We start from the raw sequence: 16,180 nt of genomic DNA, 5'->3' as shown, positions 1-16,180 counted from the left end.
TATGGTGTTATTTCATTTCCAAATAGTACCGACTGCTGCGATCCTGACAACCTTTTCACTGCAGGATTGTGTATGAACCGACATTCCAACGGACTGACGCTCGCCGCATTGGTGCTGGCCGGGCTGAATATGCGTCCGTTACTCACTTCCGTGAGCCCACTGCTCGGGCAACTGCGTCAGACCATGGGCCTCTCTTCACTGGCCGCCTCGCTGTTGCCTGCTGTTCCGATGGTGATGATGGGCGCGGTGGCGCTCTTGAGCGCATCGCTGATGCAGCGCGTGCCGCTGCAACGTCTGCTGATTGCCGGGCTGACACTCTTGCTGCTGGCACTGGCCGCTCGCGGAGTGATCCACGACGGCCAATGGTTGGTGGTCAGTGCGCTGTTTGCCGGGCTCGGGGTCGGGGTAGTGCAGATGGCGATGCCGGGGGTGATCCGCCAACGCTTTGCCCAGCGAAGTGCGCCAATGACCGGTTTATGGGCGGGGGCGTTGATGGGCGGTGGCGGTTTAGGTGCGGCGCTCTCACCCTGGTTGAGTGTGCATTTTGGCTGGTCAGTGGCGTTAACGGGTTGGGCGCTACCGGTGTTAATAGCGATTGTGCTCTGGCTGGTGGTGCGCCTGCCTGCCACTCATCACGCCGAGAGGATTGAGCTCCCGGCGCTGTGGCGCAAACCGCGTGCCTGGTCGTTAGCGCTGAGTTTTGGTTTGGTGAATGGAGGATATGCCACCTGCGTGGCCTGGTTGCCGGATGCCTATCATCGTTTGGGTTGGACGGCGCAGGCGGGTGGTTCGCTGTTAGGCGTGATGATCTTGTGTCAGGTGGCGGGTGCTCTACTGATGCCGCTGCTGGCGCGTAAGGCGGACCGCCGACCCCAGTTAATGATCAGTCTGGTTTGTCAGTTGGTGGGCATGAGCGGTTTCCTGCTTGCGCCGCTGCTGGCACCCTGGTTGTGGGCAGCGATTGCCGGATTTGGCTTGGGCGCGGCATTTCCGCTGGCGATGGTGCTGGCACTGGATCATCTACCGCATCCGCAAGCCGGTGCGCGCCTGGTGGCGTTTATGCAAGGTGTCGGCTTTATTATTGCCGGTTGCATGCCCTTTATCGCCGGACAGTTGCAGGCATTCACCCACAGTTTTACCAGCGTATGGATAATGCAAAGCGCGGTGACGATTGGGTTGATCCTGTTAAATCTGCGTTTCCATCCCCACAGTTATCATCGGGCTTTTGGTTGGACAGTGGATTAATTGGTCCTACCAAAAGGTTTTAAATGTTGCCTTATCGTCACATAACACAAAAAAGCACACCCACTTCGTTGCTTTAGGTTAACAATGCATTAACTATCTGGAGCCAGAAAGCCCCGCACTGCATTTTGGTCCTACCAATTTTAGTGAGCAGAAGGGCAAGAACTGCGGCGCAAACCTGCATTGCCGTTGCGCCGTATTCATCTGGTAACCTCTGGAGATAACGGCATGCCGGTGTGGCAACAAAACTACGATCCTCTCAACAATCTGTGGCTCTCCAGCCTGGTGGCGGTGATCCCGATAGTGTTCTTCTTCTTCGCGCTGATTAAGCTCAAACTGAAAGGCTATCAGGCGGGTACGGCCACGGTGGTGATTGCGCTGCTGGTGGCGCTATTTTTGTATGGCATGCCATTGGGTCAGGCGTTGGCGTCTGTGGTTTATGGCTTCTTATATGGCCTGTGGCCGATTGCCTGGATCATCGTCGCGGCGGTATTTGTCTATAAAATCTCGGTGAAAACCGGGCAGTTTGACATCATTCGTGCCTCGATCCTCTCTATCACGCCAGACCAGCGTTTACAGATGCTGATTGTCGGTTTCTCCTTCGGCGCATTTCTTGAAGGGGCTGCGGGCTTTGGTGCACCCGTGGCGATCACTGCGGCACTGCTGGTGGGATTGGGCTTCAATCCGCTGTATGCCGCTGGCTTGTGCTTGATCGTCAACACCGCACCGGTGGCCTTCGGTGCGATGGGGATCCCCATTATTGTCGCCGGGCAAGTCACCGGACTCGACAGCTTCCAGATTGGCCAAATGGCCGGGCGTCAATTGCCGTTCCTCACCATTATTGTGCTGTTCTGGATCATGGCGATTATGGATGGCTGGCGCGGCATCAAAGAGACGTGGCCAGCGGTGATCGTGGCGGGCGGCTCCTTTGCTATCGCCCAATTCCTCAGCTCCAACTTCCTCGGCCCTGAACTGCCGGATATCATCTCGTCACTGGCCTCTCTCATCTGCCTGACGTTGTTCCTGCGTCGCTGGAAGCCCGTGCGTATTTTCCGCTTCGATGAGAAAACCGCCGTTGATCCCACACAAACGAACAAGCGCTACACGCTGGGCCAGATTGTGCGTGCATGGATGCCGTTCCTGTTCCTCACCGCCACCGTGACCTTATGGAGTATCCCGCCGTTCAAAGCGCTGTTTGCCAAAGGTGGCGCAATGTATGACTGGGTGTTCAGCGTGCCAGTGCCACTGTTGCATGAGTTGGTCGCGCGTATGCCACCGGTGGTTAGTGCCGCGACGCCGTATGCGGCGGTATTCAAATTCGATGTGCTCTCCGCGACCGGCACGGCGATTCTGGTGGCTGCGGTGCTGTCGGTGATTTGGCTGCGCATGAAACCTGCGGCTGCGATTCAGACATTTGGTGAGACGCTGAAAGAGTTGGCACTGCCGATTTACTCGATCGGTATGGTGCTGGCGTTCGCCTTTATTTCAAATTACTCCGGCTTGTCAGCGACATTGGCCTTGGCGTTGGCGCATACCGGTAATGCCTTTACCTTCTTCTCGCCGTTCCTCGGCTGGCTTGGCGTATTCCTTACCGGGTCTGATACCTCTTCCAATGCGCTGTTTGCTGCTTTACAGGCCACTACCGCACAGCAGATCGGTGTGTCAGACGTCCTGCTGGTGGCCGCCAACACCACGGGGGGCGTGACCGGTAAGATGATTTCGCCGCAGTCGATTGCTATTGCCTGTGCCGCTGTGGGGCTGGTGGGCAAGGAGTCGGATCTGTTCCGCTTTACCGTCAAACACAGCCTGATTTTCACCTGCATGGTAGGCGTGATCACCACGCTTCAGGCTTATGTTTTAACCTGGATGATTCCATGACCGAAAACACGCCGCGTTTAGCGGAGACGTTACGGGCGCGCTTGCGCGCCTGGATTGATGAACACCAATTGGAGCCGGGTATGCGCTTGCCTGCTGAGCGTCAGTTGGCGGCTGAGTTTGGGGTCTCGCGCTCGTCATTGCGTGAGGCCATCCAGCAGTTGATCAGTAGCGGCGTGTTGATGAGTAAGCGCGGCGGCGGTACCTGGCTGTGTGAACCGCCGGAGCCTTGGTCGGAACAGCGGATCGTTGAGCCGATTCGTCAGCTGTTAGCCGATGACCCGGATTATCGCTGGGATATTCTGGAGGCGCGCCACGCCATTGAGGCCAGTACCGCCTGGCATGCAGCGCTGCGTGCTACCGAATCGGACAAGGAGAAGCTGCGTCTGGCGTTTGATGCGCTGTTAAAGATGCACGACTGTGACGATCCCGACCTCGCTGCGCAGGCCGATTTACGTTTCCACCTCGCTATCGCCGAAGCCTCTCACAATGTCGTACTGCTGCAAACCATGCGCGGCTTCTTCGATCTCCTGCAATCATCGGTGCTCCACAGCCGCCAGCGCATGTATACCCAGCCAGTTATTTTTAATCGTCTTAATGAACAGCATCAGGCGATGTTTGATGCAGTGATGGCGGGTGATGCCGAAGCGGCACGCCAGGCGGCGATGGATCACCTCGGCTTCGTGCATACCACTTTGAAATCGCTCCATGAAGATGAAGCGCGGCAGGCGCGTATCACCCGTCTGCCGGGCGAGTCTCTGGATAATCGTAAGGAAAACAACTGATGATCATCTCTGCTGCCAGTGACTACCGCGCCGCGGCGCAACGTATCCTGCCTCCGTTCTTGTTTCACTATCTTGATGGTGGCGCCTATGCGGAGCACACGCTCAAGCGCAATGTGTCAGACCTTTCGGACGTGGCGTTGCGCCAGCGCGTGCTGAAAAACATGTCCGATCTCAGTCTGGAAACCAAGCTGTTCAATGAAACACTATCGATGCCGGTAGCGCTCGCGCCGGTGGGGTTGTGCGGTATGTACGCGCGTCGTGGCGAGGTGCAGGCGGCACGTGCTGCGGCGTTGAAAGGCATTCCGTTCACACTTTCTACCGTGTCACTCTGCCCGATTGAAGAGGTGGCCCCCGCGATTAATCGCCCGATGTGGTTCCAGCTGTATGTGTTGCGCGATCGTGGCTTTATGCGCAATGCGCTGGAGCGCGCCAAAGCCGCAGGCTGTTCCACACTGGTATTTACCGTTGATATGCCCACGCCGGGTGCGCGCTATCGCGATGCTCACTCAGGCATGAGCGGTCCCAATGCCGCTATGCGCCGCTACTGGCAGGCGGTCACCCATCCACAATGGGCATGGGATGTCGGGTTGCACGGACGCCCACACGATCTTGGCAATATCTCCGCTTATCTGGGTAAACCGACCGGACTGGAAGATTACATCGGCTGGTTGGCCAATAACTTTGATCCTTCCATTTCATGGAAAGATCTGGAGTGGATTCGCGAGTTCTGGGACGGTCCCATGGTGATCAAAGGCATCCTCGACCCGGAAGATGCGCGTGATGCGGTGCGCTTTGGTGCTGACGGTATTGTGGTGTCCAACCACGGCGGACGCCAGCTGGATGGCGTGTTGTCGTCAGCCCGCGCGTTACCGGCGATTGCCGATGCGGTGAAAGGTGATATTACCATTCTGGCCGACAGCGGTATCCGTAATGGGCTGGATGTGGTGCGTATGATTGCTCTCGGTGCGGATACTGTGCTGCTTGGACGCGCCTTTATTTATGCACTCGCCACTCATGGGCAGCGTGGCGTTGAGAATTTGCTGAATTTGATCGAAAAAGAGATGAAGGTGGCGATGACGCTGACCGGGGCAAAAACCATTGCTGAGATTACCCAAGACTCGCTGGTGCAGGCGAATGCGCTGCTTGGCGAAGCGGGGTTGCATCCGGCTCGATCGCGTGCAGTGAGCTGAGGCGCAGCAAGCAAAATGAGAGGTGATGTCTATACTGATCTCCTGTCTGACTAACAGGAGGAATGACATGACCATTCATAAGAAAGGATCGGCCCACTGGGAAGGCGACATCAAAGGTAAAGGTACGGTAAGTACCGAAAGTGGCGTGTTGAATAACCAGCCATATGGCTTCAATACGCGCTTTGAAGGGGAAAAGGGCACCAACCCGGAAGAGTTGATTGGCGCAGCGCATGCGGCCTGCTTCTCGATGGCGTTGTCGCTGATGCTGGGTCAGGCTGGGCATCCGCCGAAAAGCATCGATACCACTGCCGATGTGTCGCTGGATAAGAAGGGTGAAGGTTTTGCCATTACCAAAATCGCATTAACCAGCACCATTGCACTGCCAGGCATTGATAGTGCCAAGTTTGATGAGATTATTCAGAAGGCTAAAGCGGGCTGTCCGGTCTCTCAAGTGCTGAATGCTGAGATTAGCCTGGACTATACGCTGAATAATTAATCGCCCTTAAGCGTTACCAGCGATAGAATAGCGATGCGCCTGAGGGCGCATCGTTGCTTTCTACCGTCTGGAGGATGCGTGGCAAAAAAACTGGCTGCGACAAAACATTGGAAAATGATTGTGGTGCTGCTGTGCATTTGTGGTGCGCTGATGCTGATTCGCTGGGCTGCGATGATATGGGGATGAAGGACTGGGTGTGTCGCCATAAGCTTGGTGTGCTAGTGATGGTGATATTGGTACTGGAAGGGGTGCATTACCTGCTCACCGCATCCTGGCTACCGTGGCAGTTGGGTTAATCCATCACGCGTATTCGTTGTCCTGCTGACGTACATTACGCACACTGCTGCGCGCAATGCGATAGGCCTTGCGTGGATCCCCCGCCACAAACTCAAACGTGGGCGAATAGTAGAATGGCAACCAGCCGCCGAAGCCGCTTTCCCACTCCCACCGCACCGGGCAGGGCCAGAGAATGCCATCATACAAAATGTAATAAACCCAGCGTCCGTTTGGACGACGGGGGCGAGTATTCTTCATGGGATTCACAACGGTAATAGTGTAAAGCAGCTTATATTTTGGACGCTATGCGCCAATCTTGCAATGCCGTTTGGCTTATTTTTGTACAGTTGTAATAAAAATGGCACCGAATTAACGGTGCACTTCACCACAAAGCAGGACCACATTAGGTCGAACTTTATGGATACGGTCGGCCATTTGCTCACAGGCGACTTTGGTTGGGTAGATGCGTTCTGACACCGGCAGGGCGTCACAGGCATCGTGTCCACACGCGCTCACTAACAACACAAAACCAATCAGCATGATTGGACTCCTTTAACACGTTCCTGATAGTACGGAATCGGTGGCTGTTCGTTCCTTTTTTTAATCCAGTATAGCCAAACGCAACGGGAGTCAATTATCTCCTTGAGCGGCTTTTTGGTTTGAGCGAGGAGATTATAACCAGACGGGCGCACAACAGCAGCACGATCTGAGCTAAACTGTGCGGCCCTGACAAAAATGATGAGTGAATGACCGATGTCGAACGAAATTGCCCACCCAGCCAGCAGCCCCAAACAAGCCGCACTGCAACTGGTCATTGAACTGGTACGCGCAGGCAAATTGAGCCCGCTGCAGGGTGATGCCTCTAATATGATTTCCATCTACGAGCAGTTCAAAACCCATTTTGAGGCAGAGAAAGCGTAACCATCAGCTCGCTGTCATGGTGGTGTGAGGTGAGATAGGTAAAAGTCGAGTAAGGCTGCCACTTCTTTTTGCGCGATTGAGCATGTTGGTGCGGGCCGCAGCACCTCTGCTGCTGCCGGGCCGTCCTCGCGCCGCTGCGCGGTGCCTTCGTCTGCAACGTCGTGCCGGCCGGAACGTTCGGGTACGGCCGTCCTGGCCTACCCGAACTGCCTGTCGCATCCCTGCGCCTGGCTCCTGGCACAACGTCTCCGCCTCAGCGCTGCGAATAGCCCTTGCAGCATCAGAGGCGCTGTGGCCTCAGACATTGTGCCCTTTGCAGAAGCAAAGGCGATGTGGTCTGAGACACGGTGCTCTTTGTGGCAGTAAAAGCACTATTGCCTGAAGCAGCGAGCCCTTTCAAACAGCGTACACGGATGTTAGCAAGCAGGCTGGTGCCGCTCTGGGGATGGCATTTCGCAGCGCTGAACGGAATGAGGAAGCCAGGAGAGCCAGCATGGATGCTGGCGAAAGGTGCAGCCGGGACAGGGAAAGTCCCGTCTGCGCCGGTCCGTCAGGCGGACGAGTGAAGTGAAGGTACCGCGTCAGCGGCGCGAGGACCGCCATCCCCTGAGCGGCACCAGACTGCGTTATCACCTGTACCATTAGCCCCAGAGCGGCACCAGACTGCGTTATCACCTGTACCATTAGCCCCAGAGCGACACCAGACTGCGTTATCACCTGTACCATCAGCCCCTGAACGGCACCAGACTGCGTTATCACCTGTACCATTAGCCCCAGAGCGGCACCAGACTACGTTATCACCAGATGCTTAACGAACCCGCATGAGCCCAAGTGCCGCGAGACACCTTCAACCCTCTGCAATCTTATAATCCCTCAGCTGTATTATTTTTTGCCGATTTATTTTCACTGCCCTGAGTTTTGATATTTCTCACAGTTCCTGTAACCAAATCTGAAACCGGTTGCAGAAAATCTTTGCTGTGTGTATTCGTTAATTAAACCCCACATGGAGGAACGAACAATGCCAAAAATTTTACTGTGCTGTGCCGCCGGGATGTCCACCAGCATGGTGGTGCAGAAAATGGAAAAAGCCGCCAAAGTTCAGGGTATCGAAGTTGAAATAAAAGCCGTTGGTATTGAAGAGTTTAATGATGAAATTGCCCACTATGATTGCTGCCTGTTAGGGCCACAAATCAAATACAAACTCGCTGACTTTCAACCGCTGGCGCAGCAGTTAAATAAGCCGATATCCGTTATAAATAGCATGGATTACGGCATGATGAATGGCGATAAAATATTAAATGATTCACTAAAACTGATTCACACCTGATCCCAGACTCATACAAAAAATAATAGTCATCGCCTGTGACTCATCGCACAGGCTTATTCTCTATTTGCCTGTTGCAAGGAGCTCACGTATGAGCAGCATAAGCGAATCCTTATTTGGTGTGATTGAAAACCGTATCAGCCCACTCGCAGGGCGTCTCTCCAGCCAGCGTCATGTGATTGCCATTCGCGATGGTTTTATTGCTTCAATGCCGTTCCTGATCGTTGGCTCTTTTATGCTGCTGTTTGCGCATCCTCCGTTTTCCGCTGACAGCTCGTGGGCTTTTGCGCAGTGGTGGCTCGGCATGGTGCAGGCACATGAAGAGCAGATCATGATGCCGTATAACATGACCATGGGCATTATGGCCCTCTACATCGCCAGTGCTATCGCCTACAACCTCGCCAACAGCTACAAGATGAACGGTTTTATGGCGGCGAGCTTGTCATTGATGGCATTTCTGGTGGTCGCAGCCCCGCAAAGTGGCAAAACGCTCCCGGTGGGATCGCTGGGTGGAGAGGGCATTTTCACCGCGATACTGGTGGCGCTGTTTGCCACGGAGCTGATGCATTTCCTGCAGAAGCACAATATCGGTTTTAAACTGCCGGAGCAGGTGCCGCCGAAAATCCGCCAGTCATTTGATCTGCTGATTCCCATTATCGCCATTTTCATCACGCTGTTCCCACTGAGCCTGTGGGTGCAGGCTCAGTTTGGCATGCTCCTGCCACAGGCGATCATGGCGATATTTGCCCCGATTATCTCTGCCTCCGACTCGCTGCCTGCGGTGCTGGTGGCGGTTTTGTTGTGTCATATGCTGTGGTTTGCTGGCATCCATGGTGCGGTGATTGTGGGCGGGATTTTACAGGCGTTCTGGCTCACCAACCTCGGGCTTAACCAGCAGGCGCTCAATGCGGGGGAACCGGTCACCCACGTGTTTATCGAGCCATTCTGGCAGTTCTTTATCGTGATTGGCGGTTCAGGTTCTACCATGGGGCTGGTGCTGCTCTATCTGCGCAGTCAGTCAGCGCATCTGCGTTCCATCGGAAAACTCAGCATTGTGCCAAGCATGTTCAACATCAACGAGCCGGTGATTTTTGGCTCGCCAGTGGTCATGAACCCAATTCTCTTTATCCCGTTTATCTGCGCGCCGTTGGTCAATGCGGTCATTGCCTGGACCGCGACCAAAACCAACCTAATCAATCACGTGGTATCCCTCGCCCCGTGGACGACACCAGCACCGATTGGTGCCGCCTGGTCGACGGGCTGGGACTGGCGGGTGATCGTGTTGATCGCTGTGCTGGTCGCCATCGCAACCCTGATCTACTACCCGTTTTTCAAAATGTACGAGCGCCAGCTATTGCAACAAGAGCTGGAACAAGCCGCATCCGCACAACCCTTAAAGGAGTAATCGATGGAAATTGATGAAAGCACGGTAATGGAATTGATCATTCAAGCGGGGGAAGCACGATCCTGTTCGATGGAGGCGCTGCGGGCGGCACGCCATCAAGATTGGGCGCGAGCCGACGCGATGTTGACTGATGCGACGGCTGCCGCCAAGGCTGCTCATCGCATTCAGACGGCATTGATTGGCGCTGATGAAGGCTGCGGCAAGATCCCGGTGAACCTGATCATGGTGCACGCGCAGGATCATTTAATGAACGCCATGCTGTGTCGTGAGCTGGCCGAGGAGATTATCCAGTTGCGGCGCGAATTGGCCGCACGTTAACAGGAGGTAAACATGCAACATCCAACATTGGGCGCGTTTCCTGACGGTTTTCTCTGGGGCGCATCCACTTCAGCCTACCAAGTCGAAGGAGCGTGGAATGAAGATGGCAAAGGGCCATCGGTAATTGATAAAGCCCAGTTCCATGAAGGCATTACTGATTTCACCGTGACCAGCGATCATTACCATCGTTTTAAGGAAGATATCGCGCTGCTGGCGGAGTTGGGATTAAAGACCTATCGCTTCTCGATTGCCTGGAGTCGCCTCTATCCTGAAGGTGATGGTGAATTAAATGCCGCAGGTGTGGCTTTTTACCAGCAACTGATTGATGAGATTTGCCGCCACGGCATTGAACCGCTGGTGACGCTCTACCACTTTGATTTGCCGTGGGCGCTACAACAAGAGGGCGGCTGGTCCAATCGTCGCACGGTGGCCGCGTTTGAGCGCTTTGCCATCACCTGTTTTGAGCAGTTTGGCAACAAGGTCAAATACTGGCTGACCATCAACGAACAGAACATGATGATCCTGAAAGGGGAGGTGATTGGCACCTTGCCACCGGGCACCGTTGATCCGCAAAAGACGCTGTATCAGCAAAATCACCATATGATGCTGGCGCAAGCCAAAGCGATGATTGCCTGCCATCAGTGCTTGCCCCAGGCGAAAATTGGGCCGGCACCGAATATCTCCTGCATCTACGCGGCCAGTTCGCGGCCGGAAGATGTGCTGGCGGCGGATAACTTCTCAGCCATCCGTAACTGGCTCTATCTCGATCTGGCGGTGCACGGTCGCTATAACCATGTGGTGTGGGCATTTCTACAACAGCGCGGTTGGCTGCCTTCCATCGAAGCCGATGACATGGCGATCATTGCTGCCGGTCAGCCTGACTTTATCGCCTTCAACTATTACGCCTCGGCCACCGTGAGCGCGGATATGCCAGAGTCGGCAGGCGGTGAACTCAATAGCAAACAGCGCGCCGATCAGCAGATGGCGGGCATCGACACATCGGTGTACGTCGGCTGTAACAACCCGCATCTCAAACAGAACCAGTTTGGCTGGTATATCGATCCGGTGGGCTTTCGCATTACGGCGCGGCAGATCTATGCACGCTATGCGCTACCGTTGATTGTGACCGAAAACGGTCTAGGCGCATTCGACACCCTGGAAGCAGGCAATAAAGTCTACGACGATTATCGCATCGCCTATTTGCGTGAACACATTGCGCAACTGCAGTTGGCAATTGCCGATGGCGTTGAGCTGTTTGGCTATTGCCCGTGGTCAGCGATCGATTTGGTGAGCACGCATCAGGGGATCAGCAAGCGCTATGGCTTCATTTACGTGAATCGCGACGAGCATGATCTGAAGGATCTGGCGCGCTATCGCAAGAAAAGTTTCTTCTGGTATCAACAGCTGATCCGCAGTAATGGCGCAACGTTAGCGGCTCAAGTCGAGTATTAAACCGTAGGCAATGGCAGGGGCGACCTTCAGGCCGCCCATTGTTGCGTCTTAGAGGGCGCAAAGGGAAATCCATATCAGGATTTAAACGGGCCATCCGCCACAGACGCACGTTCAATCAGCCTGCCGCTGAAGGGCGGTAGTGCTGCAATCTCTTCTCCTTCCAGCATTGCCACCAGTTGCGCCAGCGTGTGCTGGATCATCTCCGCAACCGGGACATGCACGGTCGTCAGCGGTGGCAGAAAAAATTCGGCCATGCGGATATCGTCAAACCCCATCAGCGACACATCTTGCGGCAGCCGTTTTCCGGCTGCATTCAGGGCCAGTGCCGCACCAATCGCCATATCATCATTACTCGCCATCATTGCGCTGAAAGGCGTGCCGCTTTCCAGTAGCCGCTGTGCCGCCTGCTGACCGCTGTTCGGTGTCCACGCGCCCTGTATGACAAGATCCGGATTTACCTTCAGCCCGTGCTGGGTGAGTGCCTGTTGATAGCCCGCCAGACGTGCGGCAGCAGTGGGGGAACCCGCCAAACCGGTGATAAAGGCGATGTCGTGATGGCCGCGCTCAATGAGATAGCTGACGGCATCAACGGTGTTTTGCTGATGGGTCGCCCATACGCAATGATCGGCATGGCGTTGCAGCTGTCGATTGACCACCATAATGGGCACCTCATGCTGCTCAATAATGGCTTCCAGCGCATCAGTATCAAGAAAACGCGGATAGATAATGATGGCATCACAGCGTAGATCGAGCAGAAACTCAATCGCGGCGCGTTCATCGTCCGCGGAGGTTTTACCATCGGCCAGGATCAACTGGCGGCCATAATTGTTGGTCAATGTTGCGGTTTGATACAACAGCTCGCTGAAGTAGGGGCCATTGAACAGAGAGTGTGTGACAATCAGGCCAATATTCTGTGATTTCTGCGTCGCCAGGCTGCGCGCGAGCAAATTAGGCCGATAGCCGGTCTCCTCAATGGCCTGAAAGACTTTCTGCTGTGTGGTTTTGCTGACATAGCGATTGCCCGCCAACACGCGTGACACAGTCGCTTTGGAGACTCCGGCCTTACGGGCCACATCCAACATGGTAATCATCGACTTTCCCGACCATCAATCCATAACGCGTAAACCGCGATACTACCTGAAATGGCTAAAAAAATTGATGAGAACGTGAAGAAACAGTGAGCGGGATCAGGCGTAAAACCACGCCGGCAGAATGGCGATCAGGTTATTTAAGGTGTGCAGGAAAATAGGCAGTGCGAGGCTTTTACTGCGTAAACGCGCGTAGCACAGCAGAAGCGAGAACAGGGTCAACGCCACGATGGTTTCCCAATGCACATATTGGGTGTGCATGGCGGCAAACAGCAGTGAGGTGAGTAACATGCAGGCAAAGCGACTCTTTGGCGCCCACAGCAGAAAGCCCTGCAGGAGAAAACCGCGAAACAGTACTTCTTCAAATACCGGTGCCAGTAATACGGCCGTCAGTAACAGAATCAACATCGAACTGCGGCCTTGCTGGCTTTGCGCTATCAACCAGCCTTCAGGCTGAAGGAATTGGGTTTGAGCTACCATCAACGCGACCAGAGCCGCGACAAACAGCAATGCCTGGCCGGGACGTAAATAGCCTAACGGAATATCCGTCCGACGTTGGCAGTAAAAACGGTACAGCGGATAAATCACCGCGAATTCGAACAGGCAGAGCACGGGCACCAGCAAACCGTTATTACGCAGCGCCCCATAGTTAGGGAACAGCGTAATCAGCATGGTCACGATGTAATACACCACAAAGCTCGCAGCGTAGAACAGCGTCAACGTCACTTTGTCGGATTGGGTGTCCATAGTCGGCTCAATGGGCAGAGGAAAACGCATAGTAGCAATGCCGATGATCGCTGTCGAGATTGCCCAGCGGAGAATTGCATTGCTCAAATATTCCGCCGCAGGGACTAAATCTGTGGCCGCCTCCGCCGATAATCGAAAAAACCATTACAGGGCCCGGGCGTGACTATCACGCAGCCGGTCCTCTTTTTTGCTGCCTCTGTTTTGCGAGCATAATGCATGAATTCTGAGTATCACCGACACGCCACTTTGCCTGCCAGGGCTAATATGGAAGCGCACACGGTGCGAGTCACACGGCGCAGTTTGCGCACGCTAACCTCGCTGCTGTTTGGCGTGCTGCTGCTTTCGGTTGTGATGGTGCTGGTGATTGCCCATCGACAAAACAGCGATTCGATGCAGCAGGACATCAATCTGATGCATGGTGCGTGGAGGCAGCAACAAGACCAGATGATCATTGATGTGCGCGATTATGCAAACTGGGGTGAAGGCTGGAAAAACCTGCATCTGACGGTAAACAAAATCTGGGCATGGGATGAGGAAAATTTTGGTCCCAGCCTCTACAAAGAGTATCACTACGACGGTGTGTTTGTGATCGATGGCGCTGGCAAAACACGTTATGCGGTCATCAACGGTAAATTGTCAGAGGCTTCACTGGAGAGTTGGTTAGGCGGACAAACGGCAATCCTACTGGCTTCGGCGCGTAAGCAGTCTGACCAAGGCATTACCCGCAATGTCATGATCAATGAACAGCCTGCCATGGTGGTGGCGGCACCAATTACCCCCGGCAAAGTGCCAGATTTGCCGACCATTCCCGGCCCCTCTTCGGTGATGGTTTTCGTCAATATTTTAACGCCGGGCAAGTTGCAGCTGCTTGGCAAATCTCTCAATGTGATTGCACCGCGCGTGGCGAATGGCTTGGATGATGCACTGGATGAGCCACGCTTGGTTGAACCGGTGATTCAGGGCGAACCGCTGGTCTTGCGCTGGCAAGCGAAAAATCCCGGTTTTGGCGTGATCTGGTTAATGATGCCATTGTTGCTCTTTACCGCACTGGCCGTGGCGTGGGTGACGCGTCGAGTCATTCGCCATGCGTTGCACAATGCGGTGATTTCTGACCGCCGCTTTGAAATGCTGGCGATCAGCCAGCGCGAGCTGGCAAACAGCGAAGAGCGTTTCCGCGACCTGGCAGAAGCGGCCTCGGACTGGATTTGGGAAGTCGACGATCAGGGGCGTCTCTGCTATCTCTCCTCACGTTTTGCCGCGATGACGGGGCATGATGTGAAGGGCTGGATCGGGCGCCCGCTTGATCATCTTTTGAGCCATCCTAGCCATTCGCTGGTGGCATGGTTACTGCGTCAAGGTGATGAAATTCAACATGCGCCGTTGCGTTGCCAGTTCATGGCGGCTAACGGCGAACGTCGCATTGGTGAGTTAATCGCGAAAACGATTCGCCGCAATGGGTTGCGCACCGGCTTTCGTGGCACGGTTTCAGACATTACCCATGAAGTTGATGCTGAAGCGCGCATTCAATTTTTATCACGTCACGACATGCTGACGGGCTTAGCCAACCGCATCCAGTTACAAGAGTTTCTCACTACGCATCTTGAAAAGGCGAGCGAGGACGACCCGCTATTTGTGATCAGTTTCGATCTCGATCAGTTCAAGCCCATCAATGATACCTGGGGTCATACCGTCGGCGACTTGGTGTTGAATGAAATTTCCCAGCGGCTAAAAAATCTGATTGGCCCTAATGAACTGGCAGCCCGTCTTGGCGGGGATGAGTTTATTTTGTTGCTACGAGAAAGTACGCGCGCTGCGGTGGAGTATCGCTGTCGGGCGCTGCAACGCGTAGTGCATCAACCCATTGTCAGTGGCTCACACCAGTTGAGTTTGACGGCCAGTATGGGGATTGTTTGTGCACCGCAAGACGCCACCCAGCCTGAAGCACTGTTGCGGTTGGCAGATATTGCCTTGGGCCAGGCGCGCAGTGCTGGACGTGCGCGCTGGGTTTGGTACTCCAATGATATGGCCAATCATCTGGAGTCAAAACGTGAACTGGTGCAGGCGATAGAACAGGCTCTGCTCAACAATACTTTTATGCTGCACTATCAACCACGCTATCAATTGCAAACAGGTGAGTTAGCGGGGGCAGAAGCCTTGATTCGCTGGCCACTGGCGGATGGCAAATGGATCACGCCCGACCGCTTTATTCCGCTGGCCGAAGAGAACGGTTTGATTTCGGGCATTAGCGACTGGGTGCTGATGCGGGCGTGCCAGGACGCGTGTCACTGGGGCGAGCAGCGCTACGTTTCCGTTAACATTTCACCCACGGAATTCCGCAATAACGATTTGGTCGATCGCGTCGCTCATGCGCTGACAGAGAGTGGTTTACCCGCCACCCGGCTGGAGCTGGAGATCACTGAAAACGTCACCTTTGAAAACCCCGACCGTGCGCTGGAAATCATGCAGGGCCTGCGTGCATTGGGCGTGAGACTGACGGTGGATGATTTCGGCACCGGTTATGCCGCATTGGGCTATCTGAAAACCTTCCCGTTCAACGGACTGAAGATTGATCGCTCATGGATGAAAGAGTTTCCTGAATCAAAACAGGCACAATCGGTTGTTGCGGGTATTGTTGGGCTGGCACGCGCCTTTGCACTCACCATCACGGCTGAGGGTATCGAGACTGAAGCACAACTGGTCGAGTTAAAAGCTCTTTCGTGCGAAGAAGGGCAGGGCTATTTCCTTGGCAGACCGATGCCACTGGAAGCGTTTAACGCCCGACTGGAAGAGCATACACCAGTGGTGACGGAGTAGCGGTCTTGTGCCGCTAACCGGGTTTAACGCACCTGGACCGCAATCACAGTCATCAGGATGGCAAAACCAATAAAAATTGCGAGTTCCATGATTATCACCTCAGAAAAATCTTAGGTAATTGTAGCGGCTGAGGGGGAGAGATTTAGACACTGAGTGCGGTTAATGCGGGAAAGTGAGAGGAAGATCGCGCCATAAATCGCATTTATTCGACCAATCTGCTGGCAATTTTTCCTCATCATGGGCAACC

17 protein-coding genes are annotated in these 16,180 nt (G+C 54.5%); 12 read left to right on the top strand and 5 right to left on the bottom strand.

Annotation, left to right across the window (positions count from 1 at the left end; translation table 11 throughout):
- Window positions 1–72 precede the first annotated feature (72 nt).
- The 6 genes from F3J38_RS08345 (at window position 73) to yniD (ending at window position 5,774) form a co-directional block, all read left to right on the top strand.
- Window positions 73–1,245, top strand: coding sequence for a cyanate transporter (locus F3J38_RS08345; protein WP_167136796.1), 1,173 nt, complete (start codon window positions 73–75; stop codon window positions 1,243–1,245).
- A 225-nt stretch (window positions 1,246–1,470) separates the two neighbouring features.
- Window positions 1,471–3,120 carry an L-lactate permease gene (lldP, locus tag F3J38_RS08340; protein WP_167136793.1) on the top strand — a complete coding sequence of 550 codons (1,650 nt, stop codon included), beginning with the start codon at window positions 1,471–1,473 and terminating at the stop codon, window positions 3,118–3,120.
- Complete coding sequence (lldR, locus tag F3J38_RS08335) at window positions 3,117–3,902, top strand: transcriptional regulator LldR (protein WP_167136790.1); 786 nt, start codon at window positions 3,117–3,119, stop codon at window positions 3,900–3,902. Before lldP ends, lldR begins: the two co-directional genes overlap by 4 nt.
- Entirely contained in the window at window positions 3,902–5,092 is a 1,191-nt protein-coding gene (gene lldD, locus F3J38_RS08330; RefSeq protein WP_167136787.1) for an FMN-dependent L-lactate dehydrogenase LldD, read from the top strand. Before lldR ends, lldD begins: the two co-directional genes overlap by 1 nt.
- A gap of 67 nt (window positions 5,093–5,159) precedes the next feature.
- Window positions 5,160–5,588, top strand: a complete 429-nt coding sequence (locus F3J38_RS08325; protein WP_038648715.1) for an OsmC family protein — start codon at window positions 5,160–5,162, stop codon at window positions 5,586–5,588.
- A 78-nt stretch (window positions 5,589–5,666) separates the two neighbouring features.
- On the top strand, window positions 5,667–5,774 hold the full coding sequence (yniD, locus tag F3J38_RS28085) for a small membrane protein YniD (protein WP_021507251.1): 108 nt from the start codon (window positions 5,667–5,669) through the stop codon (window positions 5,772–5,774).
- 114 nt (window positions 5,775–5,888) lie between these two features.
- Here the strand turns inward: yniD and F3J38_RS08320 are convergent, their stop codons facing one another.
- Window positions 5,889–6,122: a hypothetical protein gene (locus F3J38_RS08320; RefSeq protein ID WP_167136784.1), complete on the bottom strand. Its 234-nt coding sequence runs from the start codon at window positions 6,120–6,122 to the stop codon at window positions 5,889–5,891.
- 111 nt (window positions 6,123–6,233) lie between these two features.
- A complete protein-coding gene (locus F3J38_RS08315) occupies window positions 6,234–6,404 on the bottom strand; it encodes a hypothetical protein (RefSeq protein WP_007887091.1) in 171 nt (56 codons plus the stop codon).
- 213 nt (window positions 6,405–6,617) lie between these two features.
- On the opposite strand from F3J38_RS08315, the gene F3J38_RS08310 reads away from it, so the two are divergent.
- Window positions 6,618–6,785, top strand: coding sequence for a hypothetical protein (locus F3J38_RS08310; RefSeq protein WP_167136781.1), 168 nt, complete (start codon window positions 6,618–6,620; stop codon window positions 6,783–6,785).
- A 396-nt stretch (window positions 6,786–7,181) separates the two neighbouring features.
- Here F3J38_RS08310 and F3J38_RS08305 read toward each other — a convergent pair whose 3' ends face one another.
- On the bottom strand, window positions 7,182–7,553 hold the full coding sequence (locus F3J38_RS08305) for a hypothetical protein (RefSeq protein ID WP_167136778.1): 372 nt from the start codon (window positions 7,551–7,553) through the stop codon (window positions 7,182–7,184).
- Between the two features lie 250 nt (window positions 7,554–7,803).
- Between F3J38_RS08305 and F3J38_RS08300 the strand changes: the two genes are divergently transcribed.
- The 4 genes from F3J38_RS08300 (at window position 7,804) to F3J38_RS08285 (ending at window position 11,284) form a co-directional block, all read left to right on the top strand.
- Entirely contained in the window at window positions 7,804–8,112 is a 309-nt protein-coding gene (locus F3J38_RS08300; RefSeq protein WP_167136776.1) for a PTS sugar transporter subunit IIB, read from the top strand.
- 88 nt (window positions 8,113–8,200) lie between these two features.
- Window positions 8,201–9,514 (top strand): PTS sugar transporter subunit IIC, encoded by a 1,314-nt coding sequence (locus F3J38_RS08295; protein ID WP_167136773.1) that lies wholly within the window; start codon window positions 8,201–8,203, stop codon window positions 9,512–9,514.
- Between the two features lie 3 nt (window positions 9,515–9,517).
- Entirely contained in the window at window positions 9,518–9,832 is a 315-nt protein-coding gene (locus F3J38_RS08290; RefSeq protein WP_167136770.1) for a PTS lactose/cellobiose transporter subunit IIA, read from the top strand.
- A gap of 12 nt (window positions 9,833–9,844) precedes the next feature.
- Window positions 9,845–11,284: a glycoside hydrolase family 1 protein gene (locus tag F3J38_RS08285; protein WP_167136767.1), complete on the top strand. Its 1,440-nt coding sequence runs from the start codon at window positions 9,845–9,847 to the stop codon at window positions 11,282–11,284.
- Between the two features lie 74 nt (window positions 11,285–11,358).
- Here the strand turns inward: F3J38_RS08285 and F3J38_RS08280 are convergent, their stop codons facing one another.
- Both F3J38_RS08280 and F3J38_RS08275 read right to left on the bottom strand, forming a co-directional pair.
- Window positions 11,359–12,375, bottom strand: coding sequence for a LacI family DNA-binding transcriptional regulator (locus tag F3J38_RS08280; protein ID WP_167136764.1), 1,017 nt, complete (start codon window positions 12,373–12,375; stop codon window positions 11,359–11,361).
- Window positions 12,376–12,471: 96 nt separating this feature from the next.
- Window positions 12,472–13,119, bottom strand: coding sequence for a CPBP family intramembrane glutamic endopeptidase (locus F3J38_RS08275; protein WP_167136761.1), 648 nt, complete (start codon window positions 13,117–13,119; stop codon window positions 12,472–12,474).
- Window positions 13,120–13,335: 216 nt separating this feature from the next.
- Between F3J38_RS08275 and F3J38_RS08270 the strand changes: the two genes are divergently transcribed.
- A complete protein-coding gene (locus F3J38_RS08270; protein WP_167136758.1) occupies window positions 13,336–15,933 on the top strand; it encodes a bifunctional diguanylate cyclase/phosphodiesterase in 2,598 nt (865 codons plus the stop codon).
- Window positions 15,934–16,180: the final 247 nt, after the last annotated feature.

This window comes from Candidatus Pantoea formicae (assembly GCF_011752625.1).
Taxonomy (GTDB): domain Bacteria; phylum Pseudomonadota; class Gammaproteobacteria; order Enterobacterales; family Enterobacteriaceae; genus Pantoea; species Pantoea formicae.
The sequence above is the reverse complement of the archived record's forward strand: the minus strand, read 5'-3'. Positions and strand labels throughout refer to the sequence as shown.